Raw genomic sequence first — 19,832 nt, forward strand, 5'->3', positions numbered from 1 at the left:
AGGCCTCTGCGCGCGCGACTACGAGCCTACTGGCTCGGATCTGCGAATTCTGGGAAAGAGCGTTGCGAGCTGGACCCCGAGCACGCACAGTTCGGCGGTCGCTAGACCCCAGGCGACGCCGGGGGCGCCGATCCAGAGCAGGAGCGGGTACATCAGCAGCGTTCCGACGATCGCGCCGACGACCGTCGACGTCGCGAGCGCCTTCGTGAGACCGAACGCCGTCAGGCAGGCGAACCCGGTGAGCTGCGAGGCGAGGATGGCGGCGAGGTTCACCGCCATGGGCACGGCCAGCGCGACGGGGATGGTGAGCGTCGCGCCCGAGAGGATCTCGCCGATCCACGGCCCTGCCACGCCGTACACGATTCCGCCGAGTGCGCCGAGTGCGAGCGCGATGAGCGTGACTCGGCGCGCTCGTGCTGCCTGCACCTCGGGCAGCGGGCTCGGCACCCAGCCCTGGGCGACCTGCACGACCGGGCGGGTGGAGTACAGTGCCAGCCGCACGATGCGTTCGGCGAGTGCGTAGACGGCCGTCGCCTGGGGCAGGAAGAGATCGATGAGCACGATCGGCACGTTGACGTAGACCGACGCGGTCGCGGACATCACGACCGGGCTGGCCTGGCCTGCCAGATTCCGCGTGGCACGGATGGGGGAGAGCCCGAAGCGCCAGCCGGGGTAGCGGGCGAGGATGTTCCAGCTGGCATAGACCGCGGAGACCACGACACCCGCCAGCTGCAGCACGGCGAACGCGATCACATCGCCGGTCGCGATCAGTACGGCAGCGCCGACGACCGTGCCGGCGATCCGCGGGAGCGTGTCGATGAGCAGGAATCGGATGGGGCTCGACTCGCCGACGTAGAACCAGCCGGCGCCGAGGGCGACGAGCACGCCGCTCGCGACGGTGAGGGCGGTGAGCAGAGCGTCGTGACCCACGACGAGCAGCGCGATCGCGATGGCGACGGGGAGGATCACGAGACAGAGCCAGACTCTGCTGAGGAGCGAGTCGAAGAAGTAGGCACCACGATCCTCGGCCGGGCGGCTCGCGATCTCGGTCGGGCCGATGACGCCCCAGCCGTACACCGCGAACACGTAGGCGAATCCGGAGACCGCCTGGGCGACCGCGATCGTCGCCCAGGCATCCGAACCGGCCGCCACGATGATGGCCGGAATGATCGCGAGGCTCACGATGCCGCTGATCGCGACGGAGAGTCCGTAGCCGCCCGCGAAGCGCATCGCAGTCTTGGTCTTCACGCGCCGACGACCTCCATCGGGTTCGGGTTCAGGGTGTGGGCGCTCGCCGGTCGGGTGGGCGTTCCCGACATTCTCCCCTAGTTCCGGGCGCCGGCGGTACCCGATTGATCGGGAGCGAGCCCCGTCCTTCGCATAGACTCGTGGAATCCCCTGAGCAACCATCCGCCGACCCGAAGGATTTCCGCTTCGTGACTGTACTCCGGCGCCGTGTGTCGCGTGCAGCGATACGGGCAGGGCGACGAGGCCTGTATGTCCGCTTCGATGCTCCGGCGATCGGTCGATCGGTCGACGTGGAGATCGAGGGCCGTCGGATGTGGACGACGAGCATCCCCGAGGCGAACGGCCGCACTGCGTTCGTGCCGTGGCCGAACGCATTGCAGATGCATCTTTCCGGCGCCGGCGCGATCGTGCTGCGAGCCCCGCACAACGGGATCGCGCTCGCGGAGGGCCGCTTCGAGTGGCCGACCCGACCGGCGGTCGTCGGTCTGGACGAGCTCGCCCAGTCGGGGCAGGTCGTCGACAAGTGGGGCAAGCTGACCGACGCTCCGTCGGATGAACTGCATCGCCGGCTCATCGAGGGCATGCGGGCGGTCTTCGACGACCTCGCCGCGCTCGGCTACACCGCTGCGGTCACGGGGGGAACGCTGCTGGGTGCAGTCCGCGAGGGGCGCATCCTCGCGCACGACGACGACATCGACCTGCTCGTCTACCTCGGCGAGCTCGCCCCGCCCGATGTATCGATCGCTTCGTACGCACTCGAGCGGAGCATCCGCGAGCGTGGGCACGAGGTCATCCGCCACAGCGATGCGCACCTCCAGATCATGTTCGAGGAGCCGGTCGACCAAGGGCTTCCCGCACCTGACGTGCACGTCGACCTCTTCCTCGGGTTCCACGACCGAGGCGTGTACAGCCAACCCATCGCGGTGCGCGGAACGTTCGACACGGCGTTGCTGCTGCCGCTCACCGAGGTGCACCTCGAGGGGGTGGCAGTGCCGTCGGTCGCCGATGGAGATGCCTGGCTCGCGCTCTGCTACGGCGAGAACTGGCGCACCCCCGATCCGAACTTCCGCTTCCGAACGCCGTCGGCGACACGGCGGCGGTTCGAGAACTGGTTCGGCGTGTACGACCTCAACCGAGACTTCTGGGAGCGGCACATCCGGCTCGGCCGCACCCGGCACTGGTATCGCGATGCGACCAGGATGCTTGCCGAGACCGAACAGGGCGATCGGGTGATCGACCTGGGCTGTGGAGACGGCGCGCTCGCCCAGGCGCTCGCTGCGGAGGGGCGGGAGGTCCTCGCCGTCGACTTCTCGCGGACCGCGGTCGCCGCCGCGTCCGCACGCGCAGGAGTCACGGCGTTCAGGCTGAACCTCGCCGATCGACGCGCGGTGCTCGGCTTCATCGCCGATGAACTGCGACACGGCGGGCGACGCCACTTCCTGCTCTCGGATGTGCTGGCCTCCCTGACGCATGAGACCCGTGCGAACACCTTCCTGCTGCTCCGGGCGCTGCTCGACGACCGCTCGGTCGCGCTCGCCTCGTTCGCCCAGAACCCGTCGTTGGTCTACGACCATCACCGGCCCGATACCTGGCATCTCCCGCTGAAATGGCTGCGTGACGAGGCGGCGAAGGAGGGGCTTTCGATCGAGCTGGTCGCCCGAGCGATACGCCCGTCGTCGTCGGGGCCGAGGTCGGTCGCGACCGTGAGGATCCACACTATGAAGGGACCGCGATGACGGTCCGGGAGGAGGCGTCGTGAACCGGTTCGAGGCGGCACTGCGCAAGTTGAGGCGCCGCGGAGCGGGGATCCCCGAATCCGTGGAGATCACGCGGCTGAAGTCCGAGATCGAGCGGCTCCGTGCTGAGGTGGACGAACTGCGCACCGACTCGCGACGCATCGCCGAGCTCTATGATCTCGTGTTCGAGCGGCTGGCCGACCCCTCGACGAAGCCCGGACGTCCCGGCGGTCGAGGAACGAAGTCGCCGCCGAAGGCGGAGTAGCGCGAGTGTCCTGACGCACCTCAGCGTTTCGCCGCGGCCACCTGCACATCGACGATCTGACCAGTCAGGTCGGAGTCGAGCACACGCAGCGCCACCGCCGCCACGTGATCGGGATCGAGCAGGGTATGCGTCGGCTCGTCGCCGAATGCCTTCGTGCGCATCGGGGTGCGGGTGCGCTGCGGGTTCAGGCAGTTGACCCGCACGCCCGCCTCGGACCACTCGTCGGCGAGGGCCTGCGTGAGGTTGACCACGCCCGCCTTCGTCGCGGAGTACATGCTGTAGCCCGCTCGACCGCGAGTGTAGGAGCTCGAGGTGAAGAGCAGGAGCTGGCCGCGTGACTGCTCGAGGTGCGGGTAGGCCTCCTGGGCGATCTTCGCCGGGGCGAGCAGGTTCGTCTCCAGTGTGTTGCGAAGACGCTTCTTCGACGTGTCGGTCAGATTCGCGATCGAGAGCACCCCTGCGGTGATGACGACGTAGTCGATCGGGCCTTCTGCGGAGGCCTCGGCGAGCGCCCGGCGGACCTGCTTGCGGGAGGTGACGTCGGTGCCCGTCTCCGAGCGGCTGAACGCGTGCACGCGCGCACCGGCTCGTTCCGCCTGCTCGACGATGCTCGCACCGATCCCGTAGCTCGCACCGAAGACGACGATCGACTTGCCCGCCAGGTCGAGCTGCACCGCGCCGTCGGCACTGTGCGCGGTCAGCGACGTCGTCTGCAGCTGGAAGATCTTGTCGGCGATGTGGATGTCGAGCGGTTCGGTGATCTTCATGTTCTCGGCCGTGCCGGGAACGACCTTGATCGGCACCTCGGGCAGGTACTTGAAGATCACGCCGCAGTCGTCGGTCGCGGCAAACTCGGAGTCGTCCGCGGCGAGCTCGTAGGCCCGACGAATGACCGAGAGCCGGAAGGCTTGAGGGGTCTGGCCGCGGCGCAGCCGAGAGCGCGGCGGGATGCCGGTGATGATCGAACGCTCATCGACCTCGATGATGGTGTCGGCCGAGGGGATGGCGGTGTCGACGGCGTCGTACTCGTCGAGTGCCGCGACGCAGTCCTCGATGATGCGGTCGTCGAGGAACGGGCGCACCGCGTCGTGGAAGAGCACCTTTGGGTCGGCATCGTCGGGGAGAGCGGCGAGGGCGAGCCGCGTGGTGGCGTTGCGGGTCTCACCGCCCGGCAGCACGGCGGTGAGCTTGGTGAACCGTGGGTCGAGCTTGAGATGATCGAGTTCGTGGATCGAGCCGGCGTTCATCATGACGAGCACCTCGTCGATGAGCGGGCTCGCCTCGAGCGCCTCGAGGGTGTGCTCGACGATTGCCTTACCGGCGATTCGAATGAGCTGCTTGGGCATGCCGAGCCCGACGCGGACGCCGATGCCGCCGGCGAGGATGACCGCAACGGTCTGGGAGGACGGGGTCATCGGGTGGAGGCCTTCAGCGTCGTGATCGCATCGCCGATCGCCCCGTCGAACACCATCTCGCCCCGCCGGAGCACGATGCCCCTGCTGCAGAGATCGGACACCATCCCGAGGTCGTGACTCACGATGAAGAGCGTTTTGCCGGCTGCGACGATCTCACGGATCTTCGTCTTGCACTTCTCGCGGAACGGCGCATCGCCGACCGCGAGCACTTCGTCGACGAGGAGGATGTCGAGTTCGGTATGAATGGCGACCGAGAACGCGAGGCGCACGAACATGCCGGACGAGTAGTGCTTCACCTCCGTGTCGATGAACTCGCCGATCTCGCTGAACTCCACGATCTCGTCGAAGCGGGCGTCGATCTCGTCCTTCGACATGCCCAGGATGGCCGCGTTCAGGTAGACGTTCTCACGTCCCGAGAGGTCGGGATGGAAACCGGCCCCGACTTCGATGAGTCCCGCGACGCGTCCGCGAGTCAGGATTCGACCCGCGTCGGGGCGGAGTACGCCCGAGACGAGCTTGAGGAGGGTCGATTTTCCAGAACCGTTGTAGCCGAGCAGGGCGATCGCCTCGGAGTCGCCGACCGTGATGTCGATGCCGTTGAGCGCCTGGAATGACGTCGAGGTCTTCTTGCGCCTGATCCAGGCGACGAAGGTCTCCTTGAACGACTGCGTGTGCCGCAGGGTGTAGGTCTTCCGAACACCCTCGACGATGATTCGCGGCGGATTGAGCTCAGAGGTCTTGGGCAAAGCGACCCTCCAACTTTCGGAAGACGAACTGGCCGATGAGCAGCACGACGAGTGCGACGACGACCGAGATGCCGGCGAAGAACCAGAGATGCTCGGGTCGTTCGGCCGCCTCACTCGTCGTGGGGAACCAGAACGCCGAGTGGAAGAGTTCCACCGCCGAGGTGAGCGGGTTGAGCATGTACAGGTCGAAGGCCCAGGTCGGCAGCTTGTCCCGCACCATCGTGAACGAGTACAGCACCGGGGAGGTCCAGGTCGCGAACATGAGGATGAGCTCGACCAGGTTCTGCGAGTCGCGGTAGGAGACGTTGATGGAGCCGAAGAGCAGCCCGAGTCCGGTGGCGATCAGGAGGACGATGAAGATGGCGAGCAACGCTCCGGCGAGCTGCACGAAGGTCGGCACCCAGCCGAAGATCAGGCACACCACGATCAGGATGCTGAGCTGCGGAAGGAAGTGGACGAACGCGATGAAGACGTCGGCGATGGGGAACAACTCGCGCGGAAGATAGATCTTCTTCACCAGCGCCTTGTTGTTGACGATCGACTTCGTTGCATTGCCGAACGCCTCGTTGAAGAGGTTGACGACCACGATCCCCGAGAACAGGTAGATCGGGAACGCCTCGATCCCTCGCGAGAGATCGAGGAAGACTCCCATCACGACGTAGTAGATGAAGAATTGCGCCGTCGGCTTGACGTACGACCAAGCCCAGCCCAGCACGGAGCCGTGGTAGCGCGTCAGGATCCCCTTACGCACGAGGAGGCGCAGGAGGTATCCGTAGCTGAACACGTCGAGGATCCCACGTCCGGATCCGGGTACGGAGAACGCCGAGAGGTCGACGGAATCGGGCTTGGACATCCTCACGATTGTATGCGCCCGTGCGGCGGCCGGAAGCGCGGATACGCAGCACGCGCTCAGCTTCGCTTGAGCGCGTCCCGCCAACTCATGTCACGGGCCGCCTTCACTGCGCAGATCACCACGAGCATCCACCCGCCCTCGTAGAGGGCGAAGCTCTCGGCCGCGCTCGTCACCGCGACCGCGACCAGCACGAGGGCGGGCCACAGGTAGACGACGCTGCGCCGGTTCGACGCGAGGAGCCACGCGCGTACGAGCGCGACGCCGATGAGGGCCGCGAAGGCGAAAGCCCCGATCACGCCGACCTGGAAGTACGCGTCGAGGTACGCGTTGAGCGCCGACTCGTGCGGCCGGCCGGCGCCGGCCTCGAGCCAGGTGTAGGGCGGGGCGTCGGGCCACCGGCCCACCCAGCCCCAGCCCTGCAGCGGGTTGAGGCTCAGGTAGCGCGAGAGCTCGCGCCAGAGGTCGAGGCGCACGTCGAACTCGCCACGGGCGTCGAGCAGTTCGATGATGCGGATCCGCAGGATCCATCCGGTGATGAGCGCCGCCGCCCCGGTGACGAGCAGTGCGAGCTGCCATCGCCAACGGCTCACCCCGGGCACCCGCCGCAGACCGTAGAGCGCCGCGAGCGCCACGAGGGCCGCGCCGAGCGCGATCCAGGCCGTCGGCGAGCCGGACAGCACGATGGAACCGAGTGCGAGGGCGACCGAGCCGATCGCGCGGCCGCGCGAGATGATGTGCATCCGCCACTCGACGATGAAGGTGATGAACCCGATGAGTGCGACGAAGCCGAGCATGTTGCGCGAGCCGAAGATGCCTTGGATCGGGCCGAGCGCGGCAAGGTCGCCCTGGATGCCGAGGAACGGGATCGGCGAGTCGATGAGGATGCCGGCGAGCAGTTCGAGCGCGAGCGAGACGCCGAGGAGCAGCCGGAAGGTGTCACCGAAGGCGCGCACGATCTGGATGGTGTCGCGCATGAGCGCGACGTAGATGCCGAGGACCGCGAAGGCGACGAGGTACACGACCCGCGCCGCCGAGGCGCCGGGCGTCGTGCTCCAGAGCACCGAGGCGGCGCACCACCCGACGAAGACGAGGATCGTCAACGGCAGGATGCCGTACCACTCGATCGCGCGCCAGCGCGTGACGAGCGACGCCGCGCAGAGCACGAGCAGCCCGGCGAGCGCCGCGAGCAGCCCGGGCCAGCCGATGAGGGCGCGGATCGCGTGCGTGCTGAACGCCAACCCGATGGCGATGAGCGAGATCGCCTGCGCGAATCGTGCCGAACCCACGAACTCGCGGATCATCTCGGCGCGCGCCGGCGCCCCGCCCGACGTCATCGCGCCCCGTCGCGCACGCTCTGCGCGTCGAGTCCGCCGAAACGCTTCGCCCGCGGTGCGGCGGGCAGGGGCTCGTGCTCCCACTGGCGCCGCTTCGTCGCCCAGGCGATCGCGATCAGCAGCACCCAGCCGCTCTCGACGAGGATGCGGCTCTCGGCGAGGCTCTGGCCGATGAGCGCCACGAGCACGAGCAGGGGGAGGAGCGCGGCGGGGGAGTACGGGATCGGTCGGCCCGAGACATCCATGGGTCGGTCGACGGCGAGGAACCACGAGCGCCACAGCGCCCCGATCACGATGGCGGCGAAGGCGATGAGCCCGATGAGCCCGAGCTGCATCCACACGTCGAGCCATGCGTTGTGCGCCTGCAGGTAGACGACGCCCTTGCGGACGGCGAGATCGCTGAACGGCTCGACGAAGGGGTTCCAGTAGCCGACCCATCCCCAGCCCGCGATCGGGCGTTCGCCGATCATGCCGATCACGGACTCCCAGATGTCGAGACGGCCGGTCAGGTCTTCACCTTTGCCGAAGAGCTCGAGCAACCGGTTCCAGAACACGGCGAGCAGGGTGACGGATGCCACGAGCGCGCCGCCGGCCGCCCAGTACACCCCGCGACGGCGCTCGGGGCCCATTCGGCGCGCCCAGAGCGCGAAGCCGAGGGCGACGAGCACGACGACGGCCACGAGGATGACGGTGGCCGACCGGGTGAGGGCGAAGACCGCACCGGCGACGACGAGCCAGAAGATGCCGCTCACCCGTCGCATCGTGCCCGCCGCGAGCATCGTTCCGAAGACGATGAGGCCGAAGAGCGCGGTCATCGCGAGGAGGTTGCGGCTGGCCACGATGCCCTCGATCGGGCCGCCGTCGAAGAGCAGCGCCCGCGACCAGTAGAAGGCCATCGGGATCTTTTCGGCGTTCGGATCGAAGTCGGGGAAGTTCGGCAGCAGCGGTTCGCGGAGGAACGCCGCGACCCAGAATTCGAAGAGCAGCGAGAGCGCGAGCACCCACTTGATCGCGGCGCCCAGCGAGCGGACGATTTCGGACCAGGACAGGCTCAGCGCGAGGGAGACGGCGACGAAGGTCGTGACGAGCGTCAGCGCGACCCCGAGCGCCGAAGCGCCGGGGTACAACGACCACGCGATCGACAGCGTCGCGAACACGAGGAACACGAGCGTCGACTTCGGCACCCGGCGCCAGGTCCACCTCGGTCTCGTCGCGACGACGAGCCAGATCGCGCCGACGAGCACGAGACCGGCGACGATGCCGAACCCCCACCAGCCGAGGAGGTTGCGCCAGAACTGGCCCGCGAGCAACGTGAACAGCGCGAACGTCGCGTACGCGCCGATGAGCGCGTTGCGCCGTGCGGGACTCATGGGGTAAAGCGTAGCGCCGCACCCCGGTCGCCAAGTACCCGTCGCGAAACACCCTGCTGTATCGGGGGCCTTCCGGTGTTCTGCACTCCCGATCGCACCTCTGGTTCGTCCGCACGATGCGACAGCGGTAACGCAGGGGTGACGCATATGCTGTGGAGATGCCCATCGATTGTCCGCGCGAATGACGGTCGTCGGGAGGATCGGTCGGATCATTCGCGCCAGCGGATCTCGCCTGGCCCGGTGTATCCGGCCGACGGAACCGCTCGTCAGCGTCGTCGTCCCGGTGTACAACGTCGAGGCGTACCTTGCGAGCACGATCGACTCCGTGCTCGATCAGCGACTCGTCGACTTCGAGTTGATTCTGGTCGACGACGGTTCGACTGATCGCTCGAGGCGGATCGCATTGAGGAAGGCTCTCGGAGACCCGCGCGTTCGACGGATCAGCCAGCGGAACGCCGGCCCGGGCCCGGCTCGTGAACTTGGCATCCGAATTGCACGAGGGAAGTATCTCGCCTTTCTCGACTCGGACGACCTGTTGCCGCCCGACGCGTTGGGAGCGCTCGTCGACAGCGCGGAGAAGACCGGATCGGAGATTGCGGTCGGTGCCTTCCGCCGGTTCGACGGCGCACGAGTGTGGGTTCCTGAGTGGGTCGGCGAGCTGCACGGTGGGCCCACGCTCCGAACCACGCTTGATGCGACACCGAAGCTGCTGAGAAACAACTACCCGTGTGGGAAGCTCTTCCGGCGGGACTTCTGGTCGGCCCAGCGCCTCGGGTTTCTCGACGGCGTCATCTACGAAGACCAACCATTGATCGCACTGATGTTCGCGCGGGCCTCGTCGATCGACGTCCTCGACACGATCACTTACGACTACCGTGCCCGCCAGGATCGGTCGTCGATCAGTCAAAGGCCCGAGGAACTGCGGGATCTTCGAGATCGCGTGGCGGCGTGGCGTCGCTCATTGGACTCGCTGCGCCGCGAGGGGGTCGGAGAGGCCGTGCTCGCCGCGTGGTACTGGACGCTCTACGCCACCCACTTCCATTGGTATCTCGACAACGATGCGATCGACGATGACGAGTACTGGTCGATCCTCCGAGCAGCGCTGCTCACGGTCGAGGAGCACGAGCCCGACGACGCCCGCGCAGAGGTCGCCGCGGAGCGTCGCGCGGCACTCTCGCTTCTCGCCTCAGGGCGGCAGGAAGAGCTGCTCCAGTTCCGGGCATCTGGCGCATACCGCTGTCCGTCCGATTACTTCGTCGGCGCCGATGCGTCGGGGGTCGAATACGGATTCGTCGTCGATGTGCCGCTGACCGAGCGGACCACGGCTCCTCCCGCGGCGCGTGTCCAGCACCTCGTCGAGCGAGGGGAGTTCGACAACGAGGCATCAGCGACCGAGCTTCGACTCAGTGGGTTCGCACGGATCCGCGGCGTACCCGACACCGTGGGCGTCTCCGTGCGAATCGAGTTGATCGGTCGCCGCACCGGAGCAGCTGCAACGGTTTTCGAACAGCCCGCCGAAGGCGGAAGATTCGACTTCACCGTCGGCCTGGGCCCGTTGGCCGATGACACGTACGAGTTCTCGGCCACGGTCGAGGTGAATCACCTGCGGAGTCAGGTGAGTCTCGGGCATCCTGCCGAGTGGCTCGCGGCCGACGGAATGGTCGCACACGGCGCGGATCGCCAGTACAGACTTGAGCGCGACCCAAACCCGCACGTACCGCTCCGACTCACGGTCGTTGGGCTCATGCCTCCGGAACGAAGGGTTCGGAGGCCACCTGGAACGGAACCGCGCGACCCGCAGCGATGATCGCCTCGTAGACCCGTTCACTGTTCCGCCCGTCGCGATGTGGGAACGCCGCTCGCGTCCGTTCGACGTACTTCGCATCGTTTCCTTCGAGCAGTTCGCGAAGATGCTCGATCGTCGATGCAGCCTCGAACGTCACTGGCCCGAATCCGTCGCGGGAGTAGTCGAAGTACCCGCGCCGCTCGGTGTGCTCCGCCCAGTAGCGCTCATCGTCGAACTGGAAGTACACGCTCGGTCGCCCGAGGAGGGCGAGGTTGAAGGCGATCGACGAGTAGTCGGTGATCATCGCGCACGAACGCGCGACAACCTCCTGGATGTCGAGCCCGCCGTACTGAAGGACCTCGATTTCGTTCGGGAGGTCGAATTCGGGAAGGTAGTGGCTGAGGTTCGGATGCGGGAGGAACACCAGCCGGCGATCGTGCTGTCGAGCGAGCTCGAGGAGCGTGGGGTCGGTGAGCAATGAACGCCACGCGCGCGCGAATTCGCTGTCCATGAATCCCGAGAAATGCCCGTGCCGCTGCGAACGGACCTCGAGCGACCCAGCGAGGTACTTCCGCCACGTCGGGGCGATCAGGATGTCCCGAACCGTGTCCGGGCGGACTTCGGCGCTCTTGCGGAGGAGGGCATCGAACCGTGGCATCCCGGTGAGACGAACCTCACGGGTCGAGAAACGGTACGGTCCCTCTCCGCTGAGGTAGCGGTACTCGGCAGGAGTCGAGGCCACGATGGTATCGATCGGTTTGGGGTTCAGCCACGTCGAGAGGTCGCCCTTGATGACGCCGTGCTGCAGGAAGGTGAAGCGCCAGCGCGGGCGTCCGTACCGCCTGCCGAACGGATTGACGATCGGGGCATCTGCGTGGCTCGATACGAGCTCGGCGGCCATGATCATCAACAGGCGATACTGGCGGCTGCCGTACGCCACCAATCTGAACCCGTCTGCGCGAAGGCGTTGCCAGTCAGGGGAGTCCTTGCTGAGCATGAACCACGCATTGACCTCGGGTCGATTCGCGCGAAGCCAACGATAGAACTCTTCGGCGCTGTCGTTCGCGTCCCATTCGCGATCGATGAGCGCCCAAGCATCGAAGTACTTCTTGCGGTTCCACGGCGCGCGGAGCTCGAGGGAGACGGCAGTATCGCTGAGGCTCGATTTCTTCATCGATCGGATGATGGCTCGTCTCGCTCGTCCGAGCGATCGACGCACGAGAGTGACGATGCCGAAGTCAACACGGAACTTCGGCGGTGTCAGTTCATCGCGCTCTTCGACGAGCGAACGCTCCTGGGCCGGTCGGAACTTGTACGGCGACCACATCGTCTCCTCTGTCGAGATGGTGCGCTGGGTCCCGTCGAGGTCGATCCGGGTCGTCCCGTGGGCCGGCACCCATGCGGTGCGTTCGTGCGCCAGGACACGGCCGAAGTAGCTCAGCGTCCGATCGGTCGCGTGGTGCGGGGTGACCTCGACGCCGCGGGAGAGGATTCGTTCGATGGGCCGGGCCCCGGTGTATCGGTACCTCAGCCGCACGAGATCCCGGTCGTCGTCGACGGCATCCGCGATGACGCCGGACGCGGTGGGACCCTCGCGAAAGGCATGGGCGAGCGCCCATCGGTCGTCGAGCGGGAACCCCACGATGTCGGAACCCAGGACCGACTCGGGTTCGAGGTACTCCATCGTTGCTGCCACATCATCGAGGAACGCGTCCAGTACGTCTCGAGGCAGCGAACGTCCCGCAGCTCCATCGCGCCCCTCGACCTTGAACAACCAGAGAAGGTCGTAGGCGATCAGTGCCTGCAGCCAGCGGGGAACTCGGCCGAAGCGGTCGCCCGCAGCACCGAGCAGGGGCAGGTAGCCGTGTTTGGCGACCTGCTCATAGGTCCGGGCATCGCTTCGTGCACCTTGAACGGACGAACTTCCGTCGGCCCGCTGACGGTAGTAGTAGTACGCATCCGCGACGAGGCCGACCACCGGCCTCGATGCGGTGAGCAGATACTCCGAGACGAACTTCCCATCCTCGAATCGGGTGCGCAGACGATCGTCGAATTCGACGTCGTGCTCCCGTATCCGGTCGAGCCTGAAGAAGGTCAGCGGCGCTTGCCCGTGGACGAAGTTCGGTTTGCCTTCGAGGTCGACGACGCTGCTGCCGTTGCGGAAGCGGAATGCGTTCGGGTGCCGATCAGTCCGGGCGTCCGTCGCCTCGTCCCACATGATCGTGTGTCCCGCGAACAGGACGGCGTCCGCGGCATCGGGTCTGTCCATGACCGCGGAGACGCGCTGGAAGTATTGCTCGTCGAGCACATCGTCGGGGTCGACGAACGTGATCCATTCGCCGGATGCGGCGGCGATCCCGGCGTTTCGCGCCGCCCCCTGCCCCTGGTTCTCCTGGGTCAGGACACGCACATTGTCATGATCTGCTGCGAATGCACGGCAGGTATCCAACGAGCCGTCAGTCGACCCGTCGTCGACGAGGATCACTTCGAGATTCCGAAAGCCGAAGCTCTGCGACACGAGCGAGGCGAAGAAGTCGCTGAGATAGCGGTCGACGTTGTAGACGGCGGAAGCGATGGTGAACTGAGGCTGCATGGGACTCCGTGGTACGTCGAGATAAGTCGGGTCGGGCGCGGCCGGCTAGGCCCTCTTCGGCAGGTCGAGCACGCTTCTGGCCGCTGACCGGAACGCCGCGACCGATTCAGCCGGGTCGTCGAAGCCGAGGAAGTACCGGCGCACCTCGGCTCGGTTCGCCGAGGCAGGGTCGGTCCCGAGCAGTGCGGCGACCCCGTTTCGGATGGAATCGTCCGAGTCACGGATCGTGTAGCCGGCGGATTCGATTGCCGGTCCCTTCACCGACGGCGTCGCGGGAAGTCCGGTCTCGGTGACCGCGAACGGCTTGCCGGAGGCGAGGAAGTCGGCGATCACGCTCGAGACGTCGGCGACCACCGCATCGACCTCATTGAAGGTCAGGTAGAGGTCGCTGGTTCCGAAAGACCTGCTGAACCGGTGGTTCCGGCCGGTGCGTGCACGATCCTGTTCCAGGCATCGGCGAATCCGAGCGGCGGCGTGCCGGGTCCAACGGACATGGTCGGTGTGGGGGTGCGGGCGGAAATCGACCTCGATGTCGTCGTGACGGAGAAGTTCCGCGACGATCCGCTCACCAAAGAGGAGTGAGCTATGCGCAGTGTCCGCGTTGAAACCTGCCCAGGTCGGTGCGTACAGCACGCGTCGTGGTCCGGGATGCGGGGCCGACTGGCTGATGGGGGCGAGCTGGGGTCGTCCGACGATTCGGAAGAAGTCGGCCGTCGTCGTGACCGCCCGGTCGGTGAACCGGGCGACCGCGGCCGGGCCTGCGACGAAATCGTGGTCGTACATGCGCATGGACGGACTGTAGCTCGGTGCTTTGTCGCTCTCCCCGTGATTGAGCTGCACATGCCTGAGCTGGGCGAAGCGGGTGAAGTTCGCATTCCGAGTCGCGTTGTTGACGTAGAAGGCGACCCGCAATGACGGAACCAGCAAGGCGTCGAGGTCGGAGTGGCTCAATCGGAGCAGCACAGGTCTCGAGGTGATCTCGAGCGCATCCTCGAAGCTGCCGCGTTCGCGAAGGACGATGATGAACGGTGCGCCGAGTTCCTCGAGCTGCGCGATCCACATCCGGAGCTGATAGCCGGTGCCGCGCGCTGCGTCCCAGTACACGACGAACTCGGGACCATACGCAGCGAGCGCGCGGGGCAGTCCGGCCTCAACGATCGCAGAGCGCTTTCGCCGCGCGGTGGAGTCACCCAGAAGCACGAGAGCACCGACGATCGTGATTGCGCCCAGCGCGCTGGCTGCGTAGGCCGCCGACTCGAATCCGAGCAATATCGCGGTAGCAGCGGCGAGTGCGGCGAGATTCGAGAAGTACAGCCACCGTGGTGGGAACGGCGCCGTGTTGCGCAGCTCGACGCCCGGGAGATTGGCGCAGAGCGGTGGGGCGGCGATCAACGACAGCCGGGTCGGTTCTTCGATGAGGATTCCTAGGAGGATCAACACACAGGCCAGGGCGGCCGACCTCGGCTCGAACGCGAGAATGCTCGCGGCGGCGATCGCCCGGAGCATCCGGAAACGGGCGAGCGGCGCGAAGTCGTCGAGCTGTCGTCGGGATTGCGACGCGCCGAGCGCGGTCGCAATCGATACCGCGCTGATCAGGGCGATCACAAGGACTAGCGCGCGCTGTCCAGGCCACAGCGCGAACGCGAGGACCGCGATGCTCAGGACAGTCTCGACACCGCCGATGGAGACGAATCCGCGAACGGATCGGACGAGTCGATCAGCCAAGCGCGGGACTCCGGTCTCGCTCGGTCGGCGCACCCAACCGGGGTATGGCCTCAGCGGTCCTGGTGTTCGGCGGGACGCCACGCACGATGATTCACCTCGCGGTCGCGTCGAGGATCGAGAGCGCATGGAGATCGACGGCCCCCCACTGGCCGCGGGTGTCGATAACGGTGGCGTCGGCGGTGACGTAGGTGTGCGCGGACTGGAACTGGTCGTGATCAACGAGCAGGAGGACGATATCGGCGGAGCCGATCGCCGCCGTGCTCTCGAGGGTGACGTTCGGCAACCGGAGCTCGGCCGGAAGTTCGGCGATATGCGGCTCGATGACGTGCAGGGCCACAGTGGGGAACCGGTCCGCGATTTTCCGGGTGATGTCGATCGCGGGGCTCCCTCGCAGGTCATCGACGTTCTTCTTGAAGGCGAGTCCGAGCACGGCGATCGAGCTGGTCGACGGACCCGCGGCGTCAGCGACCTGCTGAACGACGTAGTCGGGTTTCGCGTCGTTGACCTCGCGGGCGAGGCGGATCAGCTTGGCCGTGCTGGGCGCCGCCTCGACGATGAACCACGGGTCGACGGCGATGCAGTGCCCACCGACGCCGGGCCCAGGGTTCAGGATGTTCACGCGCGGGTGTTGATTGGCGAGCTCGATGACCTCCCAGGTGTTCACGCTGAGCTGGTCGGAGATCAGCGAGATCTCGTTCGCGAATGCGATGTTCACATCGCGGTAGGCGTTCTCGACGAGCTTGACCAGTTCGGCGGTGCGTGCGTCGGTCGTGAGAATCGTGCCCCGGCAGAACGACTCGTAGAGGGCCTTCGCACGAAGCGACGCGGCCAGCGTGAGTCCTCCGACGATGCGGCCGTTCTCCACGAGCTCGCGCATCATCTGGCCCGGCAGCACTCGCTCCGGGCAGTGGGCGAAATCCACCTCGCCCATGAGGTCCGGGCGCTCTTCAGCCACCCAGTCCACCATTCGTTCGGTGGTGCCGGGCGGGCTCGTGCTCTCGAGGATGACGAGTTCACCGCCGTGGAGCACCTTCGAGAGGCTCCGAGTGGCCGCCTCGACGGCGCGGAGGTCTGCCGTCCGGTCCCCATTGAACGGCGTGGGCACCGCCACGACGAACACATCAGCGGACTCCGGAGCAGTGCCGGCGGTGAGCAGGCCGGCGTCGACGACGTTCGCCAGCTGCTCCGCGAGGCCTGGTTCCACGAACGAGAGAATCCCGTCGTTCACGTTGCGGACGACGGCCTCATTGAGATCAACACCGCGCACCTTCACGCCCGCGTTCGCCAGCGCGACTGCGGTGGGTAGGCCGATGTACCCGAGGCCGATGATGCTGACATGCATGTGTGCTGACTCCAGATCGTGAAGACGGTACGCTCAAGGGTCGGGAACCGTCCGAGTGAGAATACAGCATGACGGGCCGCTCGATCCCGACGCGAGTGCGTCCCGATCGCGGTCGAATCAGCTCAACGAAGGTAGTCAGATGCGGGTAATGGTCGTCTATGGAACACGTCCCGAGGCGATCAAGGTGGCACCGCTCATTCGTGCGCTCGAGGCCGATCCCCGATTCGAGACCTCGGTCGTCGTCACGGGCCAGCACCGCGCGATGCTGGATCAAGTGAATCGGCTCTTCGGGATCACTCCGCACCACGATCTCGACATCCTTCGTCAGGGGCAGACGCTGAGCGAGATCACCGTGCGGGTTGTGAGCGGCCTCGCGCCGCTCTTGGCGAGTGAACGACCGGACTACGTGGTCGTCCAGGGCGACACGACGACGAGTACCGCCGCTGCGTTGGCGGCCGCATTCGCCGAGGTGCCGGTTGCGCACCTCGAGGCCGGCCTCCGCAGCTTCGATCGGCGATCGCCGTTTCCCGAGGAGCTGAACCGAAAGGTCACCACCCAGCTCGCCGACATTCATCTCGCCCCGACGCAGACGAGTCGGTCGAATCTCATCGCCGAGGGTGTTCCCGCGAGGGACATCGTGGTGACCGGGAACACAGTCATCGATGCGCTCCTGCAAGCCGTCGACGTCCACGTCATGCTCGACGGGCCCCTCGAGGCCCTCGTGGAGAGCACGCGACGCCTCGTCGTCGTGACTACGCACCGGAGGGAGAATCAGGCGGGCGGTATGGACGCGATCGGGCGCGCTGTCTCGCGCCTCGCCCGTGCGTACCCCGACGTCGACTTCCTCTACCCAGCGCACCTCAACCCGACGGTTCGAGCAGCGATGTACCCCCGGCTCGTGGGGCTGCCGAATGTGCACATCACCGAGCCGCTCGAGTACGCGCCGTTCGTCAAGGCGCTCGCAGCTTCCGCCTTTGTGCTCACGGATTCGGGCGGGGTCCAGGAGGAGGCGCCGTCGCTCGGCAAGCCGGTCCTGGTCATGCGCGACACGACCGAGCGCCCCGAGGCCGTCGAGGCGGGAACTGTGCGGCTTGTCGGTGCCTCTGAGAATCGTATCTTCGACGAGGCGAGCGCCCTGCTCGACGACAGCACGGCCTATTCAGCCATGGCGAATGCCGTCAATCCTTATGGAGACGGGCTGGCCTCGGCGCGCACCGTCGCGGCGCTCGCGGAGCGACTCGGGATTGGCGAACGCATTGCGGACTTCGAACCCGAGGCGATGGCACGGAGCACAGCCGTGATCGACGCCGCGTCCCCGACCGACGACCGGTAGTCGACCGGAATCGCGCTGAGCGGCGATCCGGGCTCGCAGATTCCCCAGATGGGGCGCCCGGTTCCCAGGTAGTCGGCGACCTTCGACGGCAGATACGGATTGAGTCCGTGGTGCTTCGTTGCCTCAGTGTCGTTCACGAGGAGCACGTCGAGCACTCGCGCCGTTGCGAGGTACTTCAGGTAGGGAAGCGCGGGGTGCACGCTGACGACGTCGTCGAGTCCGTACTCGCGCACGCGCGCGATGAGCTCAGCGCCATTCGTCGTAAACACCTCGAGCGAGAGCGCGTCGCGATTGGAGCCATCGAGTTCGGCGAACGAGGCGAGGACCTCGTCGAGGCCCCGATTCGCGTAGAAGGTCCCGAAGTAGCCGATCCGCTTCCTCTCGGTGGCGGCGAGGAGCTGTGGGGGTTCGACATCGAACCACTCCTCCGCAGGCACCGGGTGACCGTCGACCACGGCCTTCGAACGAACGAGTTCGTGCATGCCGGCGGCGGGCGCGTGCTCCAGCATGTACTCGAGTTGGTTGGCATTCGTGAAGACGACCTCGTCCGCCAGCGAATACGTGAGGTGTTCGATCCACCGGGCGAGGTTATCGTCGTCGAGGACCGGGAGATCTCGAGCGCGCAGCTCATCGATGAACTCCATTGCGAGATCGTCGCGCTGGAGGTCGCCGACGCGGAGCTCGCCGACGGTGTTGTAGGCGAGCGGATCGGACATTTCCGCGACCCAGCGCGTCGCCGGCCGTTTGATCTTCACGAGGGCTGCGAGGAGGTGCGACGCTGGCCACATCGCTCGGCTGTACATTCGCTCGTACGGCCAACCGTCCTCGGTGTGATCCTCGAGCTTCGACCAGCCTTCGATGACGAACTGACGAACTCCGCCCGACCAATTCAGCGTCGTCACTGGGGTGTTGAGGCGCCAATGCTCGCCGACGAACGGTGCGAGCACCGTCGCCACCGCAGGATCCGTCGAACGGACACGGGGCATGCTGTGCGAGACGACATCCACGCAACGCCCTTCCTTGTAGACGCGGCGGGCGGCCACGACGGCACTTGAATCGGCCGTCGGGGGGAAGCAGTACGACACGACCAGATCACGCGCCCGACCCCGGTTGAGCTCGGGCCAGGAGACGAGATCCCTGACCGAGCTGGCCGTCACGGCCTCGATCGCGCTTCGATGGAGGCTCGGGTTTTCGTGCAGGTAGTTCGCGATATGGCGGACCTGTCCGGAGACATGTCGGCGCGCGACGTCGGACGCCCAGGCATCGGGGTTTCGGGAGATCTCGGCGAGTCTTTCGATGACCGTGAGCTTCGCGAGCACGCCGTATTCGAACGGTCGGTCGAGAGGCCGCGAGTGGGAACCGCTCCGAACGTGACGGTAGTAGACCGCGCGAGCCGCCGGCTCCAGGATCTTCAGATTCAGGCTCTCGCCGTTGACTAGTTCGGTCCAGAAAAGGACGTCCATGCCGCTCAGGAGCGAGGTGTCCCACCTGTACTGGTGGGTGTGGTTCCGTGCGACGAGCTTGCACACGTTAAGCGCGAGCGCCTGCGGCACCACACTCGGGTGAACAGTCTCGCCTGCGACGCGGCTCAAGGCTCGACTCACGTAGTTGCCGTAGCGGGCGACCCCCTCGGCAGGGTCGATGTCCGCGATCCAGGAGACTGTGACGGCGTCGGGGGTCGCCTCCTGCAGGAGCGCCTCGAGGTAGCTCGGTGCGAGGTCGTCGTCGTCGTCGACGAACGTGATGTATTCGTATGTGGCGAGGTCGAGGGCGCGATTGACCGCGGCTGAGACGTTCGCCTCCGGAAGCCAGTCGTAGATGATCCGCATCCCGGGGTGTTGTGCGCTGAACCATTGGACGAGTTCGCTCGTCCCGTCGGGCGTTCCGTTCTCGACGACAACGAGCTCCACGCGGTCTGATGCGATGCTCTGGCGGGCCAGCGCGGCCAGCATCTGGTTGATCCGCGACCCGCCCCTGTGGGTCGGAAGAATCACTGATACGGTCGGAAGGGCGCTGTCCACGCGCTCGATTGTATGCGCGTCATGCGCACTGTCCGTCCACCCTGCGGGAAGTGGCGATTCCATGA

At 66.5% G+C, this 19,832-nt stretch carries 13 protein-coding genes and 1 pseudogene; 4 read left to right on the forward strand and 10 right to left on the reverse strand.

Features of this window, described 5'->3' with window-relative positions; genetic code table 11:
- Positions 1-18: 18 nt before the first annotated feature.
- Entirely contained in the window at positions 19-1,248 is a 1,230-nt protein-coding gene (locus GQQ93_RS01550) for a lipopolysaccharide biosynthesis protein (RefSeq protein WP_157422454.1), read from the reverse strand.
- 311 nt (positions 1,249-1,559) lie between these two features.
- Between GQQ93_RS01550 and GQQ93_RS17915 the strand changes: the two genes are divergently transcribed.
- Both GQQ93_RS17915 and GQQ93_RS01560 read left to right on the forward strand, forming a co-directional pair.
- The gene (locus GQQ93_RS17915) at positions 1,560-2,984 is read left to right on the forward strand and encodes a methyltransferase domain-containing protein (RefSeq protein ID WP_212277226.1); all 1,425 of its coding nucleotides are present in this window, start codon (positions 1,560-1,562) and stop codon (positions 2,982-2,984) included.
- 19 nt (positions 2,985-3,003) lie between these two features.
- Positions 3,004-3,249, forward strand: a complete 246-nt coding sequence (locus GQQ93_RS01560) for a DUF6752 domain-containing protein (RefSeq protein ID WP_157422455.1) — start codon at positions 3,004-3,006, stop codon at positions 3,247-3,249.
- 20 nt (positions 3,250-3,269) lie between these two features.
- Here GQQ93_RS01560 and GQQ93_RS01565 read toward each other — a convergent pair whose 3' ends face one another.
- From GQQ93_RS01565 to GQQ93_RS01585, 5 genes are read right to left on the reverse strand one after another with little or no spacing between them, the layout of a single operon-like run.
- Entirely contained in the window at positions 3,270-4,664 is a 1,395-nt protein-coding gene (locus tag GQQ93_RS01565) for a bifunctional cytidylyltransferase/SDR family oxidoreductase (protein ID WP_157422456.1), read from the reverse strand.
- The gene (locus GQQ93_RS01570; protein ID WP_157422457.1) at positions 4,661-5,410 is read right to left on the reverse strand and encodes an ABC transporter ATP-binding protein; all 750 of its coding nucleotides are present in this window, start codon (positions 5,408-5,410) and stop codon (positions 4,661-4,663) included. The genes GQQ93_RS01565 and GQQ93_RS01570 overlap by 4 nt, the downstream gene beginning before the upstream one ends.
- Positions 5,394-6,263, reverse strand: coding sequence for an ABC transporter permease (locus GQQ93_RS01575; RefSeq protein WP_157422458.1), 870 nt, complete (start codon positions 6,261-6,263; stop codon positions 5,394-5,396). Before GQQ93_RS01575 ends, GQQ93_RS01570 begins: the two co-directional genes overlap by 17 nt.
- Before the next feature lie 56 nt (positions 6,264-6,319).
- Positions 6,320-7,597 carry an O-antigen ligase family protein gene (locus GQQ93_RS01580; protein WP_246191997.1) on the reverse strand — a complete coding sequence of 426 codons (1,278 nt, stop codon included), beginning with the start codon at positions 7,595-7,597 and terminating at the stop codon, positions 6,320-6,322.
- Positions 7,594-8,967, reverse strand: a complete 1,374-nt coding sequence (locus GQQ93_RS01585; RefSeq protein ID WP_157422459.1) for an O-antigen ligase family protein — start codon at positions 8,965-8,967, stop codon at positions 7,594-7,596. Before GQQ93_RS01585 ends, GQQ93_RS01580 begins: the two co-directional genes overlap by 4 nt.
- A gap of 181 nt (positions 8,968-9,148) precedes the next feature.
- Between GQQ93_RS01585 and GQQ93_RS01590 the strand changes: the two genes are divergently transcribed.
- Positions 9,149-10,774: a glycosyltransferase family 2 protein gene (locus GQQ93_RS01590; RefSeq protein ID WP_157422460.1), complete on the forward strand. Its 1,626-nt coding sequence runs from the start codon at positions 9,149-9,151 to the stop codon at positions 10,772-10,774.
- Here the strand turns inward: GQQ93_RS01590 and GQQ93_RS01595 are convergent.
- From GQQ93_RS01595 to wecC, 3 genes are all read right to left on the reverse strand, one after another.
- Positions 10,710-13,346 (reverse strand): CDP-glycerol glycerophosphotransferase family protein, encoded by a 2,637-nt coding sequence (locus GQQ93_RS01595; RefSeq protein ID WP_157422461.1) that lies wholly within the window; start codon positions 13,344-13,346, stop codon positions 10,710-10,712. The two genes, GQQ93_RS01590 and GQQ93_RS01595, sit on opposite strands and share 65 nt — an antisense overlap.
- Before the next feature lie 45 nt (positions 13,347-13,391).
- Positions 13,392-15,071, reverse strand: coding sequence for a glycosyl transferase (locus GQQ93_RS01600; RefSeq protein ID WP_170296093.1), 1,680 nt, complete (start codon positions 15,069-15,071; stop codon positions 13,392-13,394).
- A gap of 91 nt (positions 15,072-15,162) precedes the next feature.
- The gene (wecC, locus tag GQQ93_RS01605) at positions 15,163-16,413 is read right to left on the reverse strand and encodes a UDP-N-acetyl-D-mannosamine dehydrogenase (protein WP_157422463.1); all 1,251 of its coding nucleotides are present in this window, start codon (positions 16,411-16,413) and stop codon (positions 15,163-15,165) included.
- Positions 16,414-16,552: 139 nt separating this feature from the next.
- On the opposite strand from wecC, the gene wecB reads away from it, so the two are divergent.
- Entirely contained in the window at positions 16,553-17,746 is a 1,194-nt protein-coding gene (gene wecB / locus GQQ93_RS01610) for a non-hydrolyzing UDP-N-acetylglucosamine 2-epimerase (RefSeq protein ID WP_246191998.1), read from the forward strand.
- Between the two features lie 1,670 nt (positions 17,747-19,416).
- On the opposite strand, the pseudogene GQQ93_RS18175 reads toward wecB, so the two are convergent.
- Positions 19,417-19,830 (reverse strand): annotated as a pseudogene (locus GQQ93_RS18175) (glycosyltransferase family 2 protein); the annotation flags it as partial.
- Positions 19,831-19,832: the final 2 nt, after the last annotated feature.

The organism is Agromyces lapidis, from assembly GCF_009749405.1.
Lineage (GTDB): Bacteria > Actinomycetota > Actinomycetes > Actinomycetales > Microbacteriaceae > Agromyces > Agromyces lapidis.

Coding starts and splice junctions, on each gene's coding strand:
- GQQ93_RS17915 (WP_212277226.1), top strand. CDS start 1,560: ATGTGGACGACGAGCATCCCCGAGGCGAACGGCCGCACTGCGTTCGTG.
- GQQ93_RS01565 (WP_157422456.1), bottom strand. CDS start 4,664: ATGACCCCGTCCTCCCAGACCGTTGCGGTCATCCTCGCCGGCGGCATC.
- GQQ93_RS01575 (WP_157422458.1), bottom strand. CDS start 6,263: ATGTCCAAGCCCGATTCCGTCGACCTCTCGGCGTTCTCCGTACCCGGA.
- GQQ93_RS01580 (WP_246191997.1), bottom strand. CDS start 7,597: ATGACGTCGGGCGGGGCGCCGGCGCGCGCCGAGATGATCCGCGAGTTC.
- GQQ93_RS01585 (WP_157422459.1), bottom strand. CDS start 8,967: ATGAGTCCCGCACGGCGCAACGCGCTCATCGGCGCGTACGCGACGTTC.
- GQQ93_RS01590 (WP_157422460.1), top strand. CDS start 9,149: ATGACGGTCGTCGGGAGGATCGGTCGGATCATTCGCGCCAGCGGATCT.
- GQQ93_RS01595 (WP_157422461.1), bottom strand. CDS start 13,346: ATGCAGCCTCAGTTCACCATCGCTTCCGCCGTCTACAACGTCGACCGC.
- wecC (WP_157422463.1), bottom strand. CDS start 16,413: ATGCATGTCAGCATCATCGGCCTCGGGTACATCGGCCTACCCACCGCA.
- wecB (WP_246191998.1), top strand. CDS start 16,553: ATGCGGGTAATGGTCGTCTATGGAACACGTCCCGAGGCGATCAAGGTG.